This window comes from Pseudomonas frederiksbergensis (assembly GCF_003732665.1).
GTDB classification, from domain to species: domain Bacteria; phylum Pseudomonadota; class Gammaproteobacteria; order Pseudomonadales; family Pseudomonadaceae; genus Aquipseudomonas; species Aquipseudomonas frederiksbergensis_G.
Genome location: NZ_MOBP01000001.1, coordinates 59,314 through 76,056 on the forward strand (window position 1 = coordinate 59,314; position 16,743 = coordinate 76,056).

15 protein-coding genes are annotated in these 16,743 nt (G+C 61.7%); 4 read left to right on the top strand and 11 right to left on the bottom strand.

The genetic code is table 11. The annotated features are described in order from the left end of the window. Window positions 1-548 precede the first annotated feature (548 nt). From BK665_RS00290 to BK665_RS00305, 4 genes are read right to left on the bottom strand one after another with little or no spacing between them, the layout of a single operon-like run. Window positions 549-1,106, bottom strand: a complete 558-nt coding sequence (locus BK665_RS00290; protein WP_123402331.1) for a DUF4136 domain-containing protein — start codon at window positions 1,104-1,106, stop codon at window positions 549-551. A 55-nt stretch (window positions 1,107-1,161) separates the two neighbouring features. Then, complete coding sequence (locus tag BK665_RS00295; protein WP_123402332.1) at window positions 1,162-1,779, bottom strand: DUF4136 domain-containing protein; 618 nt, start codon at window positions 1,777-1,779, stop codon at window positions 1,162-1,164. Window positions 1,780-1,791: 12 nt separating this feature from the next. Next, the gene (locus tag BK665_RS00300; RefSeq protein ID WP_123402333.1) at window positions 1,792-2,541 is read right to left on the bottom strand and encodes a methyltransferase; all 750 of its coding nucleotides are present in this window, start codon (window positions 2,539-2,541) and stop codon (window positions 1,792-1,794) included. Beyond that, the gene (locus BK665_RS00305) at window positions 2,541-2,843 is read right to left on the bottom strand and encodes a MazG-like family protein (protein WP_017336358.1); all 303 of its coding nucleotides are present in this window, start codon (window positions 2,841-2,843) and stop codon (window positions 2,541-2,543) included. Before BK665_RS00305 ends, BK665_RS00300 begins: the two co-directional genes overlap by 1 nt. Before the next feature lie 280 nt (window positions 2,844-3,123). Between BK665_RS00305 and BK665_RS00310 the strand changes: the two genes are divergently transcribed. Together BK665_RS00310 and BK665_RS00320 are read left to right on the top strand one after the other, a co-directional pair. After that, entirely contained in the window at window positions 3,124-3,417 is a 294-nt protein-coding gene (locus BK665_RS00310) for a hypothetical protein (protein WP_123402334.1), read from the top strand. A 162-nt stretch (window positions 3,418-3,579) separates the two neighbouring features. Beyond that, window positions 3,580-4,929 (top strand): MATE family efflux transporter, encoded by a 1,350-nt coding sequence (locus BK665_RS00320; RefSeq protein WP_123402336.1) that lies wholly within the window; start codon window positions 3,580-3,582, stop codon window positions 4,927-4,929. On the opposite strand, the gene BK665_RS00325 is transcribed toward BK665_RS00320, so the two are convergent. The 7 genes from BK665_RS00325 to BK665_RS00355 form a co-directional block, all read right to left on the bottom strand. Continuing rightward, on the bottom strand, window positions 4,923-5,798 hold the full coding sequence (locus BK665_RS00325) for an alpha/beta hydrolase (RefSeq protein WP_123402337.1): 876 nt from the start codon (window positions 5,796-5,798) through the stop codon (window positions 4,923-4,925). The two genes, BK665_RS00320 and BK665_RS00325, sit on opposite strands and share 7 nt — an antisense overlap. Before the next feature lie 18 nt (window positions 5,799-5,816). Continuing rightward, a complete protein-coding gene (locus BK665_RS00330; protein ID WP_123402338.1) occupies window positions 5,817-6,614 on the bottom strand; it encodes a DUF4123 domain-containing protein in 798 nt (265 codons plus the stop codon). Then, entirely contained in the window at window positions 6,611-7,921 is a 1,311-nt protein-coding gene (locus tag BK665_RS00335; protein WP_123402339.1) for a contractile injection system protein, VgrG/Pvc8 family, read from the bottom strand. Before BK665_RS00335 ends, BK665_RS00330 begins: the two co-directional genes overlap by 4 nt. A gap of 233 nt (window positions 7,922-8,154) precedes the next feature. Continuing rightward, window positions 8,155-10,068, bottom strand: a complete 1,914-nt coding sequence (gene speA, locus BK665_RS00340) for an arginine decarboxylase (protein ID WP_123402340.1) — start codon at window positions 10,066-10,068, stop codon at window positions 8,155-8,157. A gap of 218 nt (window positions 10,069-10,286) precedes the next feature. Further along, window positions 10,287-10,658, bottom strand: a complete 372-nt coding sequence (locus BK665_RS00345) for a translation initiation factor Sui1 (RefSeq protein WP_054044017.1) — start codon at window positions 10,656-10,658, stop codon at window positions 10,287-10,289. Window positions 10,659-10,939: 281 nt separating this feature from the next. Further along, a complete protein-coding gene (locus BK665_RS00350) occupies window positions 10,940-11,497 on the bottom strand; it encodes an NUDIX hydrolase (RefSeq protein ID WP_123402341.1) in 558 nt (185 codons plus the stop codon). Between the two features lie 3 nt (window positions 11,498-11,500). Further along, window positions 11,501-12,568: a DUF2333 family protein gene (locus tag BK665_RS00355; protein ID WP_123402342.1), complete on the bottom strand. Its 1,068-nt coding sequence runs from the start codon at window positions 12,566-12,568 to the stop codon at window positions 11,501-11,503. Between the two features lie 437 nt (window positions 12,569-13,005). Here BK665_RS00355 and gcbA point away from each other — a divergent pair, with 437 nt between their 5' ends. Both gcbA and BK665_RS35270 read left to right on the top strand, forming a co-directional pair. Continuing rightward, on the top strand, window positions 13,006-14,676 hold the full coding sequence (gene gcbA / locus BK665_RS00365) for a diguanylate cyclase GcbA (RefSeq protein ID WP_054044020.1): 1,671 nt from the start codon (window positions 13,006-13,008) through the stop codon (window positions 14,674-14,676). Window positions 14,677-15,631: 955 nt separating this feature from the next. Continuing rightward, a complete protein-coding gene (locus tag BK665_RS35270) occupies window positions 15,632-16,675 on the top strand; it encodes a methyl-accepting chemotaxis protein (protein WP_375538919.1) in 1,044 nt (347 codons plus the stop codon). Window positions 16,676-16,743 lie beyond the last annotated feature (68 nt).

Here is a 16,743-nt window from a genome sequence, read left to right on the forward strand (position 1 = left end):
CCGGCGCACACCTTGTGCTGCCTCCTTGGGTGAAATGCAGTGTAGACAAGGGTTGGCGAGGTTGCTGGCCACACAAAGCAATGTGGGAGCGAGCCTGCTCGCGAACGCGGTGGGTCAGTCAAATCTCTTTTGAATGTGCTGCCGTCTTCGCGAGCAAGCTCGCTCCCACAGTGGATCTTCTTGGACGCGGGACCAGCATACGGCGCAAATCCCTTGTGGGAGCGAGCTTGCTCGCGAAAGCGGTCTGTCAGTCATATCCATTTTGAATGTGCTGCCGTCTTCGCGAGCAAGCTCGCTCCCACAGTGGATCTTCTTGGACGCGGAATCAGCGTAGGGCGCGGCCCCCTTGTGGGAGCGGGCTTGCTCGCGAAAGCGGTCTGTCAGTCATATCCATTTTGAATGTGCTGCCGTCTTCGCGAGCAAGCCCGCTCCCACAGTGGATCTTCTTGGACGCGGAATCTGCATACGGCACAGACCCCTTGTGGGAGCGAGCTTGCTCGCGATGGCGGTCTGTCAGTCACCGCAGATCCCACATTGGGTTGCGGTGTTTAGCGGGGTGGGTAGTTGGCCAGGATCCGGCCTACGGTTTCGCGTACGGCATTGCTGCGGTCTGCCGGGTTGGGGGTTCGGCTGAGCATTTGCTCGTCGCTGCCGCGCCACACCAGTTTGCCGTCCTTGCCGTCGAGCAGGTCAATCTGGATGGTCGCCACTTTGTAGGTGATGTTGCGGGTTTCGTTGTACATCGGCGCGCCCCAGTAGCCGTTCCATGGGTTGCCCCAACCGCCGCCGTAGTTGGTGGTCACTTGTTGCTGGCGGTCTTCGACGATCAGGTAGGCCTGTACATTGACATCACCCTTCTGGCCCGCAGCCGCCGGGCGCAAGCCCCGTTGATCCAGTTGATCGGCCACCGCCTGGCGAATCCGCTGTTCGGTCAGGTCGCTCTTGATTCGCGGATCATCGGGGCGGTATTGCAGGGCGGGTTCTTTCCAGCTCCAACTGCGATAGGCGGCGAAGTCGCGGCTGGCATCAAAGTCATGATTGACCTGGTTGGCGGCGCAGGCGCTGAGCAGCAGGGCCACGGCCAGTAAAGCAAAAGGGCGGAACATGATTGTTCTCCGGTTGAAGACATGAACCTGCGTAATGCTTCTTATCTACAAGAAGCTAACTAGGAGGATACGCCGACATGGCCTTTTCCACAGCCTCTCGAATCGCATCCGCGCGCCGGCTCTGATTGCCCTGGTTGCCGGTCTCGGCGCTGGCGCTCCATACCGGTTGACCGGTGCCGGCGTCGAACAGATCGACCCGCACCACCACGACCTGTTCCGAATAGGTGCGCACGATCGGCACCGTCTCGTACATGCCGTAGCCACCCCCATAACGGTGATAACCACCGCCATAACCACCGCCGTAATAACCATAGTCGTCCTGGACCTGACGCAAGCGGGTTTCCAGGTGCAGGTTGGCGCTGACAAACAGGTCCGCCGGGCGGTTGTCGTGCAACGGGCGCAAGCCGCGCTGGTCGAGGGCATTGCTCACCGCCTCCGCCACTTGCGCCGAATCCGCCCAGGCCGAACCCGGTGGCAATTGTCCGTTGAGCCAGGCCCAACTGCGGTAACGCCCGTAATCACGGGGCGGCGCCGGGTAGGCACTGCGGTCGAAGGTGTTCGCCGCTTGGGGTGGCGCCGGCGGCAAGGGGTTGGACGTCGCCACATACGGGTTGCTGCCCTGGCAGGCCGCCAACCCCAGACACATCACCAGCAATCCTGAACGCGTGTTCATTTCGTTCTCCGATCAAATCGGCCGACAGATCCAGTGCAAATAGCGCCCAAGCCCGGCAAAGCTTGGGTGACGACGATGGGCCAGTTCCATTTCGAGCAAGTCCACCAGTTCGGCGCGGGCCTGGAATTCCACCGGCATGTAATCGTGAAAAACCCGCACTCCACTTTGGGTTTCGACCTGCCACATCCCTTCAAGTTGCGCCGCCAGTTCCCGTGGATCAAGGGGCTGTTGCGGGGTCAGGCTCTGCTTTTCGCCGGCCATGTCGTTCTTGCGCATCTTGCGGAAGTGGCCCTTGAGCAGGTTGCGGTAGATCAGTGCGTCGCGGTTATAGAAGGCCAGGGACAGCCAGCCCTCCTTGGTCGTGAGTTGATGCAGCACTGGCAGAATCGCGTGAGGTTCGGCCAGCCATTCCAGCACGGCGTGACACAGCACCAGGTCGTAGGGTTCGGTGAGCTGGCCGAGCAGATCCTGCCACGGCGCCTGGATGAAGGTCGCGGTCTGACCGGCGTCGGCGAAGCGTTGGCGGGCGCCTTCGAGCATCGGTGCGGCCGGTTCGGCGAGTGTCACGTCATGCCCGCGCTGGGCCAGCCACAGCGACATGTGCCCCAGGCCGGCACCGATATCCAGTACGCGCAGCGGTCGATCCGGCAAGGTTTCCGCCAGGTCGGCTTGCAGCACCGCGAGGCGAATCGCGCCTTTGGCCCCGCCGTAGATTTTTTCCGCGAAACGGGTCGCCAACTGATCGAAATGACGGTCGCTCATCAGCTGAACCGCCGTTCGCTGTCCGCGAGTTTGCTGCGCACCACTTCGTTCATGTCCAACCCCAACTCGCTGCACAGCAATAAGAGATAGAGCACGATGTCGCCGACTTCCTGCCCGGCGTGGGCCAGTTTGTCGGCGGGCAATTGCCGGGACTGGTCTTCGCTCAGCCACTGGAAAATCTCCACCAGCTCGGACATTTCCACGCTCGCGGCCATGGCCAGGTTTTTCGGGCTGTGAAATTGGCGCCAGTCATTGCGGTCGCGGATGGCGTGCAGGCGTTCGGTCAGTTCAACAAGGTTCATCGGGCTCTCCTGAAGGCGTATAGCTTCGGGGGGATGGAGGGTGAAGGCAAGGCCTTCTCCCGTAGGAGCAAAGCTTGCTCGCGATGGCGCAGTATCAGGCGACATTGATGTTGAATGTTAAGCCGCCTTCGCGAGCAAGCTTTGCTCCTACAGGGTTCATCAACAGACCTGAGACTTTGCGCCATACTCACACGCTCCCGGCATCAGGGAACTCGGCACCACGATCCGCGGCCCAAGTCTGGCGCGGCAACCTTGCCACCACTTTCATCAGGACGCCCACATGCAGGTAGAAAGTTTCTTTGAATGGCTCGGCCAGGCACTCGGTTCGGTCATCCGCTTTATCGTCGACGGCCTCAGCGGCCTGTTCAATATCCTCAGCCACGCCGGCGGCAACTTTGTCGAAGGGCTGTCCCGGGCGCTGGGCATGGACACCTCGATCATCAGCATCATCGCGCTGATCCTCGGGCTGATGCTGCTGTGGTCGGCGATCCGGGCGTTCATGAATGCGTCGATCATCATGGGGATCATCTGGTTGTTACTTGGGCTTTGGTTGCTTAGCTGGATCATCCACTAACACCGCCAATCCCCTGTGGGAGCGGGCTTGCTCGCGAAAGCGGTGTATCAGGCAACTTAAATGTCGGATGTCAGTCAGCCTTCGCGAGCAAGCCCGCTCCCACGATGGATCGCTGCAGTTTCCAAATGTGTCGTTACAATGCCCGCTCCCCAAGGAGCCTGCATGTCCAACCTGATCGCCGACTGGCGCGACCGCCCGACCCACCGCAAGGTCTGGGCCCTCGCCGCGCCCATGATCCTCTCGAACATTTCCGTACCGCTGGTGGCGCTGGTCGACAGCACCGTCATCGGCCACCTGCCCCATGCCCATCAATTGGGCGCCGTTGCGGTGGGTGCCAGCCTGTATACCTTCCTGGCCTGGGGCATGGGTTTCCTGCGCATGGGCACCACCGGTTTCGCGGCACAAGCTGCCGGGCGCGGGGATGGCGCGGCGTTGCGGCAGATTTTGTTGCAGGGTCTGCTGTTGGCGATGGGACTGGCCATCGTGTTGGGGGCGGCGGGGATTCCGTTGAGCGGCGTGGCCCTGCACTTCATGCAACCCTCGGCGGAACTGGATCAGCTGACCCGGGAATTCTTCCACACCCGACTGTTCGGCCTGCCTGCCGCGCTGGCCAGTTATGCGCTGGTGGGCTGGTTCCTCGGGACCCAGAACGCCCGAGCACCGCTGGCGATTCTGCTGGGCACCAACCTGGTGAACATCGCACTGAACCTGTGGTTCGTGCTCGGCCTGGAGTGGGGCGTGGTCGGCGCCGCCCGGGCCTCGGTAATTGCCGAGTGGACCGGCGCCCTGATCGGCATGTTCATGACCCGCAAGGCCCTGCGCGCCTACCCCGGCCACATCGCCTGGGCCGCCCTCGCCTTGTGGCAGAGCTGGCGCCCGTTGCTGGCGGTCAACCGCGACATTTTCATCCGCAGTCTGGCCCTGCAATCGGTGTTTTTCCTGATCACGGTGCAAGGCGCTCGACTGGGGGACGCCACGGTCGCCGCCAATGCGCTGCTGCTCAATGGCTTGCTGCTGACCGCCCACGCCCTCGATGGCCTGGCCCACGCCGTGGAAGCCCTGTGCGGTCACGCCATCGGTGCTCGGGATCGCGATGCCCTGCGCCGCTCATTGGTCGTGGCCGCCGGTTGGTCGTTGATCGCCAGCCTGGGTTTCGCCGCGCTATTCCTGTTCGCCGGGCACCTGTTCATCGAGATGCAGACCAACATCCAGAGCGTGCGCGACACCGCGTTCATCTACTTGCCCTACCTCGCCGCCCTGCCGCTGCTCGCGGTCTGGAGCTACCTGCTCGACGGCCTGTTCATCGGCGCCACCCGCGCCCGGGAAATGCGCAACGGCATGCTGCTGACCGTGGTGCTGTTACTGCCGTTCGCCTGGGCGCTGCAAGGTTTGGGCAACCATGGGCTGTGGATAACCTTCCTGCTGTTCATGGTGCTGCGCAGCCTGACCCTCGGCGCATTCGCCTGGTATCTGCGCAAGAACGATGGCTGGTTTGCCGGCCGCGCTCACTGAGTCGGCGGGGCTTTGACGAAGGCCGCGACCTCATCCAGCACCGGGGCCAAACCGCGCATGGGCCGGGACAGGCTCGCCACCAGCGTGGCGTGGCTGGTGCGGGAATAATAGCGATCCTGCACTGGCACCCCGGCCGCCCGCAGTTTGCTCGCCAAACCGCCGGTGTTGCGGGTCGGGTTGACCACATCATCGTCCTTCGATGCCATCAACAAGGCCGGAGGCGCGCCGCGACTGACGTGATTGATCGGCTGGGATTGTGGCGGTGAATCCGGCCAGAAAAACACCGGGCGCACCTCAGGATTCTGGATCGGCAGGAAATCATACGGCCCGGCCAGGCCGATCCAGCCGCTGAGATCCTCCGGCGACATGCCCACCGCCCCCAGCCACTGCGGGTCCAGCGCCAGCATCGCCACGTTGTAGGCGCCGGAACTGTGGCCCATCAGGAATAACCGTTGGGGGTTACCGGAATACTGGCGGATGTGTTCATGGGTCCAGGCCACCGCGTTGGCGCCGTCCTCGAGAAACAACGGATAACGCACCTGTGGGTACAACCGATAATCCGCCAGCACCGCGACGATCCCTCGGGACGCCAGCGCCTCGCCGACAAAACTGTAATCGCTGCGCGAACCGCTGTTCCAACTGCCGCCGTAGAAAAACACCACCACCGGAGCGTTTTGCGCGGGATGCCGGGGCACGTACACATCGAGTTTCTGCCGTGGATCACGGCCATAGGCAATGCCTTCGGTCTTGTCGAAGGTGCCGTCGGGAGTGAGGGCATTGAGCATTTTCAACGGCGAACACGCCTCCACCACAATCAACAGAACACCGCTGATCAACACCTTGAACAGTCGCCGGATTGCGTTCGCCATATCGATGAATCCTCTCGTTCAGGGTTGATCGCCCTGCCACAGATAGCGCAGGTAATCGAGTCGTTCCTGTTGGGTGCGCCCCGGCAAGGGCTGCGTCGGCAACGCGCCGGGACACTGCAAGCGTAGCCACAACCAGTCATCCAGTACGGGCCGTTCGCTGAAGCCCAGGACCAGGCCTTCCTGGACATGGGACCACAAGCGGTTGTAATCGGTGCCGGTGGATCGACTCCAATGCCAGGCATGCTGCTCCAGCAGGCAGGTTTGCAATTTTTCCCGCTGGCGCAGGCTGAGGTTTTCTTCGAAGGCCAGCGGGCTTACCGCCAATCCGGGGTTGAGCAATTGCTGCCAGCCCTGGCTGCCAATCGCGCGGTCGGCCCAGGTGCCACCGAACCAGCGCAACTGGCTGATCGGGCCAAGCCAGCGACTCAGTTCCTCGGCATCGCAGGCATCGAAGAAGTAGCTGGCGCAGTGCGGGTTGTAATAGCTCAGCAGCGCCCGGTGATGCAGGCCGAGGGTTACCGTGAGCATGCGCCGCAAATGCTCCAGCAATACGGCTGCCGAGGCTTCGCTGAACAGCAGCAAGCCTTGCCAGGCGTGCGGCTCGCGGTAGCAACGTTCGAGCAGCGCCGGACTGTCCCGCACATCCACCAGCGCCGGTCCCCGTTCGCGCAAGGCATGCCATTCGGTGCCCTCGAATAGCCAGGACCAGCGCACATCGCTCAATTGCCCGAGCAAGGTGGCGGACGTCCGGGGCGCACCCGGCACGTCCAGCAGCAGCCATTGTGCAACCGGGTCAGGCGTCTGCACGCCGTTCATGCCGCACCGCTCTGGCCAAACTGCATCAGCGCCCGACAGGTGCACACCCCCTGTCGACAATGACTGTAACTGCCGCCGCCGGGCAGCAGGCACAGCAACACCAGGGGTTCGCTGGTTTGCAGCAAGGCCAGCAAAGCATCCGGTTCTGGCCGCACGGGAGGTGACACTTCAACGACCTCTGCAATGGGCGAGCGCTGAAGCAGACCGGTAATCAGCGGTTGATCCGGATCCCCCTCGATAAAACTGACCACCACCTCCGCCCCTGCCCGCCATTGTGAAACGGCCGAGCCTTGCAGATCGGCGGCCAACGGCAGCCAACAATGACCGTTTTTTGCGCCCTCGCCCTGATAGAGCCAGTCGAACTGCACAGCCACGGGGCGCGACGGATCGGGTTGCGTTTCTTCGACATCGACCACCCACGCCCTTTGCAGGCTGAGCATGCGTGGTTTCATGGGTTCCGGAGTCGCCACCCAGGGCGCTTCCCACGGCACGGCACGGATTGTGTTGGAGTAGGTAAACAGCGGATCCTGACCGCCCTGATGCTCGATCTCGATCAACCGCCACAGATCATTCCACTCGCTGACCGGGTGCCCGGCCAGGGGCATCAACTGACCACTGCGCAAGGTCGTCAGGCCGGTCCGGCCCTCGGCCATCGGCACCGTCGCCACCCCGACCTGAACCTCGAACCGGCACTGCGCCGCCAGCTCGCTTTCAGCCTGCAACACCAGGGTTTGCCCACGGCTGAAAGGCCCTTGACCATCCCCGACGACCAAGCAGTGGCCGCGCCTGGAATGCTCGAAGTGGTAGTGCAGGCGTTCCTCGGCGCACAGGCGCTGGAAAAACTGCAGGTCCGACTCGCGGTATTGCGTGCAGAAATCCCGGGGCGGGTAATCGTCATTCAATTCCAGACGCCAATCCTTGCCGGCAATCCCGTGCTCCTTGAGCACCTGGGCCAGAATCTGCGGCACCGAACGGCCACTGAAAATACGCTGGCTGAAACGCTGGCCCAGGCACGCCAGTTTCGGCCGCAGACGCACACGGCACAGCCGGGACAAGACGCCATGCTCACGCTGGACCAGTTCATGCAACTGCCCATGGATACCGTTGCCGACACCTTCGAATTGCAAAAACGCCGAACGATAAAGCAGGCTCGCAAGGTCCAGGGTCGGGTCATTGATCAACAGGTCCACCTCGAACACAAACGGTTCGCTGATGGCTTCAGTGCCGGTAAAGGCCAGGACCTCAAAGGCGTCGGGCAGGCCCGCTACATCCAGCCGAAAGGACGGCTCGTTGACTGGATAGAACATCGGCGATTCTCTACAGGAGGGGCGGCCGGGGATTCTCGCTGAGAGACATGGCCGAGTAGAGTGCCGAAATACAACTTAGGAAATGACCTACGCGAAAAGAAGACTACATCGCTGTAATAGCCGTTGCTGTGAGTCATTTCGCTTGGAAAGCGGGAAGCGTCCCACCAGGTCATCTGAAATTTCCGCAGCGCGGAGTACATTTTCAGACAACCCGGTGGAAGCAGTGCCTTACCTCAAGAAGACAGGTAAGACGAGCGGGTCAGGCCCAGGCGCAGTGCGTCGAGGAACTGGGTCCGCTCGGCGGCGGTGATGCGCGCACTGGCGCATTTGTCGCGGTAGTGAGTCATCAACTCCTCCGGCGACAAGTGCACGTAGCGCAGCATGTCTTCGATGGTGTCGTGGGTCTCGATACCGGCGTGGTACACGCTGCCGTCGGCGTTCTGGTAGATGTTCACCGAGTCGGTGTCACCGAACAGGTTGTGCATGTCGCCGAGAATTTCCTGGTAAGCGCCGACCAGGAAGATCCCCAGCAGGTAGTCTTCACCTTCGTTCAGGCCGTGCACAGGCAGGCTGGTTTCGATGCTCTGCTCGTCGACGTATTGCTTGATCTTGCCGTCGGAGTCGCAGGTCAAATCCTGCAGCACCGCACGGCGCATCGGCTCTTCGTCGAGACGGTGCAGCGGCAGGATCGGCAATACCTGGCCGATAGCCCAGGTGTCCGGCAGGCTCTGGAACACCGAGAAGTTGCAGATGTACTTGTCGGCGAGCTTGTCGTTGAGTTCGTCGAGCACCTGACGGTGCGAACGCTGACGGGCCTTCAACGAGTTGTGCAGGCGACGGCAGACCGCGAAGTAGCACTGCTCGGCCAGGGCTTTCTCGGCCAGGGTCAGCTTGCCATCGGCGTACTGGGTGGCGATGTCGCTCATGTAGTGCGTGGCGCGCCAGTAGGTTTCGGTGACCATCTCGATGTCGGTCGGGCCCAGCAGGTCAACCAGCCACTGCACGGTTTCCGGCAGCGCTTCCTTGTTGTCGATCTGCGGCACGTCGTCGTTGTGTTTCTCGACGTCGGTGACTTGCACCACCAGCATGGCGTGGTGGGCGGTCAGGGAACGGCCGCTCTCGGAGAAGATGTTCGGGTGCGGCAGGCTCTGCGCGTCGCAGAATTCCTTGAGCATCCCGACCACGACACCGGCGTAGTCGTCCATGTCGTAGTTGATCGAACTGGCGTTACGCGAGTGCGTACCGTCGTAGTCCACGCCCAGGCCGCCGCCGACGTCGATGTGGTCCACCGGAAGGCCGAGGTTGCGCAGCTCGCCGTAGTAGCGGATCGCTTCCTTGAAACCGTGCTGGTAGTCCGCCAGGTTGGCGATCTGCGAGCCCATGTGGAAGTGCAGCAGGCGAATGCCTTGATCCAGGCCAGCAGCGCGGAAACGCTCGACCACCGACAGCAATTGCGCCGCCGACAGACCGAACTTGGATTTCTCGCCACCGGTGTCCGCCCACTTGGACGAAGCCAGGGACGACAGGCGCACGCGCAGGCCGACCTGTGGCTTGACCTTCAGCGAGGCCGCTTCTTCGATCACCAGCTCAACTTCGGATTCTTTCTCGATCACGATGAACACGTTGTGGCCGAGCTTCTGGCCCATCAGCGCCAGGCGGATGAACTCGCGGTCCTTGTAACCGTTGCAGACGATGGTGCCGCCCTTCGGCGCCAGGGCCAGCACGGCCAGCAACTCAGGCTTGGAGCCGGCTTCCAGGCCGATGGACACGTCCTGGGTGGCGATGATGTTCTCGATCACCGCTTCTTGCTGGTTAACCTTGATCGGGTACAGCGCGGTGTACTTGCTCTGGTATTCCAGGCGTTCGATGTTGGCATCGAAGGCACCGGTCAACTGACGCACGCGGTCTTGCAGGATATCCGGGAACCGCACCAGCAATGGCAAGGACAAACCGCTTTTGCGCAGCTGGTCGACTTGCTCGAACAGGTCGATAGGCGAACTGGTCGGACCGTTCGGACGAACTTCGACGCGACCGGCGTCATTGATCGCGAAATATCCGGCCCCCCAATGGCGGATCCCGTAAACACTGCGGCTGTCCGCAACTGTCCATTGGCTGCCATCGTCTTTGCGTGTGCGTCTTACGGACATTGAAGTCCCCTATAAAGAAGTCATAGAGCGTCGCCTGGGTTCAGGCCGGCGCAGTCTAAAGAATGAAAATGACGGTTCGTCAACGAGGGGATAGACCTCGCTGAGCGCAGTGAGTTTAGAAACCAGTCAGAACAGGCTCTGTGAAAACCATGTAGGCGACGCCGGACCCGAAGGGAATCAGGACCGGATCAAGCCGAGGGTGGTTTTCACAGAGGCTGCTAGCCGCCGGACTTCTTTGCTTTAAAACCCAGTTTGATCAGTTCGGCCAAGAGTAGCTCAACGTGATCGCCCTGGATTTCGATGATGCCGTCTTTCAACGCACCGCCGGTGCCGCAACGTTTCTTCAACGTTGTCGCCAGGGCCGTGAGCTCGTCGAGGGCCAACGGCACGCCGGTGATGGTGGTCACCGTCTTGCCGCCACGGCCCTTGCTTTCGCGACGCACGCGAGCAATGCCGTCGCCGGCCGGGATAACGGTCTGTTTGCAGATACAGGCGTCCACCGGCTTACTGCAATCCGGGCAATGACGACCTGCGTCGGTGGAAAATACCAGGCCACCAAGGGCGGCGAAGGATGCGGCTTTTTTGGCCACCGGCAATCCTCTTGGGAGGACAAAGACTGGTCGCGGCACTTGGGCAAGTGCCATCGACCGCGAAGCCCCACTCAGGCAGGGGCAGCGCTACTGAACCATTACAACTCTGCGTAGGAGCTGTCTCGTGCAACGAGGCTGCGATCTTTTGATATTGCCGTTAAATCAAGATCAAAAGATCGCAGCCTTCGGCAGCTCCTACGCAGGCACCGCAGGTTCAGCTTGAAAAGGTCGCGCAGTGTAACGGCAAAAAGCCGACTTGCTAAGAGCCAATCGGCGCCAATTTATGCCTTCTTTGCGACGTCTGTTTGCTGCGCCTTCAGATAACGCTTGAGCGCGGCCAAAGAGTCCGGGCAATAAGGCTTTTGCTGGATTTCCAGCATCACCTGATCGATGGGAATAAAGCGCGCTTCGAGCACCTCTTCCGGTTGCAGGATCAGCGGGCCGTCCCACACTGCGGAAAATGCCGAACACCACAGCCGATTGCCGGTGTCTTCGAAGAAAAAATGATCATGGGCGGTCAGTTCCACACCGCTCACCCCCAGTTCTTCCTCCAGCTCACGGGCGGCGGACTCGGCGTAGCTCTCGTTGGCCTGCACCATGCCGCCCGCCGCCACGTCCCAGTAGCCGGGATAGATGGCTTTGCTCAGGGTGCGACGGTGCACGCAGAGTTCACCGGCGGAGTTGAACAGCATGATGTAGGTGCCGCGCCCGATCAGCCCGCGTTCGCGCAAGTCGCTGCGGACCAGGCCGCCGAGCAGGTTGTCCTGCTCGTCGACCCAGGCGATCTGTTCGGCATCGGAGGCCGCGCGATGGGCGGCCTCCCTGGCGTTATCGACCATGACTCAGCCCTGGTTAAGCAGTTGACGCAAATCGATCACCGCCGCGTTGGCCCGGGAAATGTAGTTGGCCATGACCAGCGAATGGTTGGCCAATACGCCAAAGCCGCTGCCGTTGAGGATCATCGGGCTCCACACAGGTTCCTGCGAAGCCTCCAGTTCACGGATGATCTGGCGCACGCTGACCGTGGCGTTTTTCTTCGCCAATACGTCGGCGAAGTCGACTTCGATGGCGCGCAGCAGGTGGGACAAGGCCCAGGCCTGACCGCGAGCTTCGTAGAACACGTTGTCGATCTGCATCCACGGGGTTTCGACGATTTCCTCGTCAACCTGCGGCACCTGGCCCGGCACCACCACTTCGGTTTTCAGCGAAGTGTTGAGCTTGACCCGGCCGACACTGGCCGACAGCCGTTGCGACAACGAACCCAAACGGGTGCCGACATCGCCCAGCCAGTTGTTCAGGTTGTCGGCGCGAGCATAGAACAAGGCGTTTTTCTGCGCAGGATCGGACAGACGCGCCTGGTAGCGGCTCAGGGAATTGATGCCTTCCTGATATTCCGACTCGCTGGATGGCAGCACCCAGCTCTTGTTATCGAAGTTGAAACGCGGCTCGGCCTTGGCCAGGTCCGAGTCTTCCGCCGACTGCGACTGCGATCGGGCAAAGTCTTTACGCAGGGCACGGGTCAGGTCGCGGACCTGGACCAGCACGCCATATTCCCAGCTCGGCATGTTGTCCATCCACAGGCCCGGCGGGAAACGGTCGTTGGAAATGTAGCCGCCCGGTTTGTTCAACAACGTACCGGCGACGGACTTGAGGGTTTCCACCGTGGTGTAACCGACGACCATCTGCCGGCCATCCTTCTCCGCCGCCACTTGGGCATTTTGCTGGACCGGGAACAGCGCAGGCTCTTCGCTCCAGTACCAGCCCAGGCCGATGGTCACCAACAGGTAAATGGCAATCAGGGTGGCCAGCGCCCGGCTGAACAACAGGCCGCTGACGTAGCTGCGGGTGGCCGATTTCGGTTCAGCGGCACGTTCAGGTGCGCTGCCCGCGCGGTTCTTCCAGTCCAGCATGGCGATATCCTTTCAATCACTTGAGTTCATCGGTTCGACCACAACCCTACGCCATCGTGCCGCTTTTTACCGCACCTGAATCCTGCGGGAAACAGCGAGCCATACAATCGCATCGATCGAGGCGCCACTATAAATGAAGCACAGCCTTGTAGCAGCTGCCGAGCCTGCGAGGCTGCGTTCGGCGGCGAAGCCGTCGTAAAACCTGAGTGCCAGTTCTTCATGAAACACCGCACGACCTGATTTCACGACTGCTGCGCAGCCGAACGCAGCCTCGCAGGCTCGGCAGCTGCTACAAAGACCCTTCTCGACCGCCTGGTCAGAAACTGAATGATGTCGCTTTACAGATTATTGATGCAGGACACTCATGTGATCGAAAAGAGGTGCTAGCATAGAGCCACCAGTCGATCTCAGCATGCACCCTAACTAGTAGTCAGGATATGACCGAGCCAGAAGACCCCAGCCGTGAGCGCCTCAAGCACCACTTTGCCCAGCGGGTAATTCATCAGGCACGTCAGATACTTGAGATATGGCAGCGCCTGCAACGCAGCGAGTGGTCCACCACCGATTTATCCGAGCTCAGCGAGGCCAACCTGCGCCTGCTGCGTTTTGCCGAGCGCTTCGAACAACCGGAACACTCGCAACTGGCACGCCACATCGGCCAGTCCCTGGAAGCGGTGGACGCCAATCGCGGACGCCTTAGCAGCGGCCTGATCACTGACCTCAACCGTTTGATGCAACGCCTGTCCCGCACCGGCCTGCGTCACGGCGATCAACTGGACCAGACGTTCCTGCCGCCGCTGCGCAAACCGATCTATGTAATGTTGCAGGATCACGACCGGGCCGAGCGGCTGGCCAAGCAACTGGAATTCTTCGGGCTCAGTGCCCAATCCCTGGACAGCGTGTCGGCGTTCCGCTCCTCGATGGTCGAGCGCCTGCCGGCGGCGATTGTCATGGACGTGGATTTCAGCGGCCCCGGCATCGGCCTGAAACTGGCCGCCGAAGCCCAGGTCGGCCTCGACGAACCGCTGCCGCTGCTGTTTTTCAGCCTGCACGAAACCGATACGCCGACCCGCCTGGCCGCTGTGCGCGCCGGTGGCCAGGAATTTCTCACCGGCACCCTCGAAGCGTCGAGCCTGCTGGAGAAGATCGAAGTCCTGACCTGCGTCGCCCAGTACGAACCCTATAAAGTGTTGATCATCGACGACTCCCGCGCCCAGGCCTTGCACACCGAGCGCCTGCTCAACAGCGCCGGGATCGTCACGCGGACCTTGATCGAGCCGATCCAGGCCATGGCCGAACTCGCGGATTTCCAGCCCGACCTGATCATCCTCGACATGTACATGCCAGCCTGCACCGGTACGGAACTGGCCAAGGTGATCCGCCACAACGACCGCTATGTCAGCGTGCCGATCATTTACCTGTCCGCCGAAGACGACCTGGACAAGCAACTCGACGCCATGAGCGAGGGCGGCGATGACTTCCTGACCAAGCCAATCAAGCCCCGGCACCTGATCACCACCGTGCGCAACCGCGCCGCCCGTGCCCGTAACCTCAAAGCACGGATGGTCCGCGACAGCCTCACCGGTTTGTACAACCACACCCATATCCTGCAATTGCTCGAAGACTGCTCGTTCCGCGCCCGCCGCGAGAACAAGCCGCTGAGCTTTGCGATGCTCGACATCGACCACTTCAAACGGGTCAACGACAGCCACGGTCACCCCATGGGCGACCGGGTGATCAAGAGCCTGGCGCTGTTTCTCAAGCAGCGACTACGCAAGACCGACTTCATTGGCCGTTATGGCGGTGAAGAGTTCGCCATCGTGATGCCGGACACCGATGTCGAATCGGCCCACAAGGTGCTCGACGAAATCCGACAGCGCTTTGCCGAAATTCACTACCCGGCACAGCCACAGGACCTTTGGTGCACCTTCAGCGCCGGGGTGGTGGAGCTGCGCGAAGATTCCGACAGCCTGATGATGGCCAGCCAGGCGGACGAGGCGCTGTACCGCGCCAAGGACGCCGGACGCAACCGCGTGCAAGCGGCGCGGGCGTCAAAGCAAAGTGCCACTTTTTCATCGGAATCCACCGAGTCGGTCATAACCCTGTAACACAAACGCAATAAATTCAGGCGCTTACCATTCTGCCGTTGGTAGACCCGTTATGCGCCTGAAGCTGCTGACCAATCTCAATACTCTCCTGCTGGTCGCCGTGTGCGTCGCCCTCGGCGCCACATTGTGGTGGTCGCAAAAGGCCTTGGAGCGTCCCTATCTATTGATGGAACGCTACCTGGGACTGTCCCAGCAGTTTCAAAATGAAGTGGCGCGCAATGTCGAGGATTACCTGTCCAGCGGCGATGCCTTGCGGTTGAGCAGCGCCAGCCAGGCCATCGACAGTCTGCAAAAAGAACTCACCGAACTGCCCCCGGCCTTGGCCGACACCTTGCGCCCGAGCCTGTCGAGCCTGGAAGAATTCAGCAAGACTGACCTGCTGGCCGCCGGCAAACTCGCCGGCGATCCCCAAGCATTGTTGCTGCAAGCTGAACGGGAATTGAGTGCGAGCCTTGATCAGCTCAGCCAATACGCCAGCAGCAACGCGACGTACCTGACGCCATTGCTCGCCGCCTCCCAGCATTTGGGCAAACTGTCCCTGGCCCGGGACAAACTGGTCAGCAGCGGCCGCAGTGAACTGGCTGCCGATGTCGAGCGCGAAGTCACCAGCATTCGCGCCCAAGCGACGCAACTGGATGCCTTGCCGCTGCTCGGCGTGACGACCAGCGCGGAATCGAGCGCCGACGATTTCAACGCGATGATGGGTCTGGAAAACACCGAAAAAGCCGTGGCCGAAGATGCCGGCGTCGGCCTCAAGCGTGAACTCAACAGCCTGCTTACCCGCTACCCCGCCGAACTGGCGCGTACCCGTGACCAGATCCAGAAACGCACCGACCTGAGCGCCGCGACCCACCTGAAAATCGCCGCCGTGCAGCAAGCCATCGCCGGTCTGGAGCCGGTGGTGCGCGCTCAACACGGGCAGATCCAGGGCGAAGTGCGCTTGATGCAAGGGCTGATGATCGGCCTGATCCTGCTGATCGCGCTGTTGATCGACACCTTGCAACGCCGCCTGGCCCGGACCCTGACCAATCTGGCGCCCGCGCTGTCGACCTGGGCCGAAGGCGACTTCAGCCAGGACATCCAGTTGGGCAAGACCAACCGCGAGCTGCATGACATCCAGGCCTCGCTCAATCGCTTGCGCGCCTATCTGGTGGATTTGGTGGGGACCATTCGCCTCAACGCCGAACAGGTTGCCGGCAGCAGCCGCACCCTGGCCGAACTGAGTAACGACCTGCACAGCGGCGCTGAACATCAGGCCGGCGACACCGCGCTGATCCGCGATTCCCTCGGTGAACTGGAAGCCACCATCCAACAAGTGGCCGGCGATGCCAGCCAGGCCGCCGACGCCAGCCGTCATGCCGGGTTGGCGGTGGAGCATGGGCAGAAAGTGATCGGCCTGAGCCTCACCGGGTTGCATGCGTTGGTGGGCGAGGTGCAAGGCAACGCGCAGATGATCGAACACCTGGCCGAAGAGTCGGCGACCATCGGCGGCGTGCTGACCGTGATCCGTTCGATTGCCGACCAGACCAACCTGTTGGCCCTGAACGCGGCCATTGAAGCTGCCCGCGCCGGGGAGATGGGCCGGGGTTTTGCAGTGGTCGCCGAAGAGGTTCGCTCGCTGGCGCAACGCACCGCCGGCGCCACCGCCGAAATCCAGACTTTGATCGCCGGCCTGCAAACCGCCGCCCGGCAATCGGTGGAAGGCATGCGCGCCCAGGTCGAACACGCCGAAGCCACGGCCAATCAGGCACAAGACGCTGACGGCGCGCTGGATAAAATCGTCGACGCGATCCAGACCATCGCCGACACGGCGGTGCGCATTGCCGATGTCACGGCGCAGCAGAGTGGCGCGGTCAGTGAGATCCGCGATCACAGCGAGCGAATTCACCAGTTGGGTGGGGATAACTTGCTGAGGATTGGTGAAGGGCGCGAGCAAGGGGAGAATCTGTTGGTGTTGGGCGGGCGACTTCACACGGCCGTTCAGGCCTTCCGCGTCTGATACACCGCTTTCGCGAGCAAGCCCGCTCCCACATTTGGAATGCGTTCCCCTGTGGGAGCGGGCTTGCT

What these genes read in the sequence shown, in the direction of transcription:
- BK665_RS00290 (WP_123402331.1), bottom strand. Translation starts at nt 1,106, where the DNA reads ATGTTCCGCCCTTTTGCTTTACTGGCCGTGGCCCTGCTGCTCAGCGCC.
- BK665_RS00295 (WP_123402332.1), bottom strand. Translation starts at nt 1,779, where the DNA reads ATGAACACGCGTTCAGGATTGCTGGTGATGTGTCTGGGGTTGGCGGCC.
- BK665_RS00300 (WP_123402333.1), bottom strand. Translation starts at nt 2,541, where the DNA reads ATGAGCGACCGTCATTTCGATCAGTTGGCGACCCGTTTCGCGGAAAAA.
- BK665_RS00305 (WP_017336358.1), bottom strand. Translation starts at nt 2,843, where the DNA reads ATGAACCTTGTTGAACTGACCGAACGCCTGCACGCCATCCGCGACCGC.
- BK665_RS00310 (WP_123402334.1), top strand. Translation starts at nt 3,124, where the DNA reads ATGCAGGTAGAAAGTTTCTTTGAATGGCTCGGCCAGGCACTCGGTTCG.
- BK665_RS00320 (WP_123402336.1), top strand. Translation starts at nt 3,580, where the DNA reads ATGTCCAACCTGATCGCCGACTGGCGCGACCGCCCGACCCACCGCAAG.
- BK665_RS00325 (WP_123402337.1), bottom strand. Translation starts at nt 5,798, where the DNA reads ATGGCGAACGCAATCCGGCGACTGTTCAAGGTGTTGATCAGCGGTGTT.
- BK665_RS00330 (WP_123402338.1), bottom strand. Translation starts at nt 6,614, where the DNA reads ATGAACGGCGTGCAGACGCCTGACCCGGTTGCACAATGGCTGCTGCTG.
- BK665_RS00335 (WP_123402339.1), bottom strand. Translation starts at nt 7,921, where the DNA reads ATGTTCTATCCAGTCAACGAGCCGTCCTTTCGGCTGGATGTAGCGGGC.
- speA (WP_123402340.1), bottom strand. Translation starts at nt 10,068, where the DNA reads ATGTCCGTAAGACGCACACGCAAAGACGATGGCAGCCAATGGACAGTT.
- BK665_RS00350 (WP_123402341.1), bottom strand. Translation starts at nt 11,497, where the DNA reads ATGGTCGATAACGCCAGGGAGGCCGCCCATCGCGCGGCCTCCGATGCC.
- BK665_RS00355 (WP_123402342.1), bottom strand. Translation starts at nt 12,568, where the DNA reads ATGCTGGACTGGAAGAACCGCGCGGGCAGCGCACCTGAACGTGCCGCT.
- gcbA (WP_054044020.1), top strand. Translation starts at nt 13,006, where the DNA reads ATGACCGAGCCAGAAGACCCCAGCCGTGAGCGCCTCAAGCACCACTTT.
- BK665_RS35270 (WP_375538919.1), top strand. Translation starts at nt 15,632, where the DNA reads ATGATCGGCCTGATCCTGCTGATCGCGCTGTTGATCGACACCTTGCAA.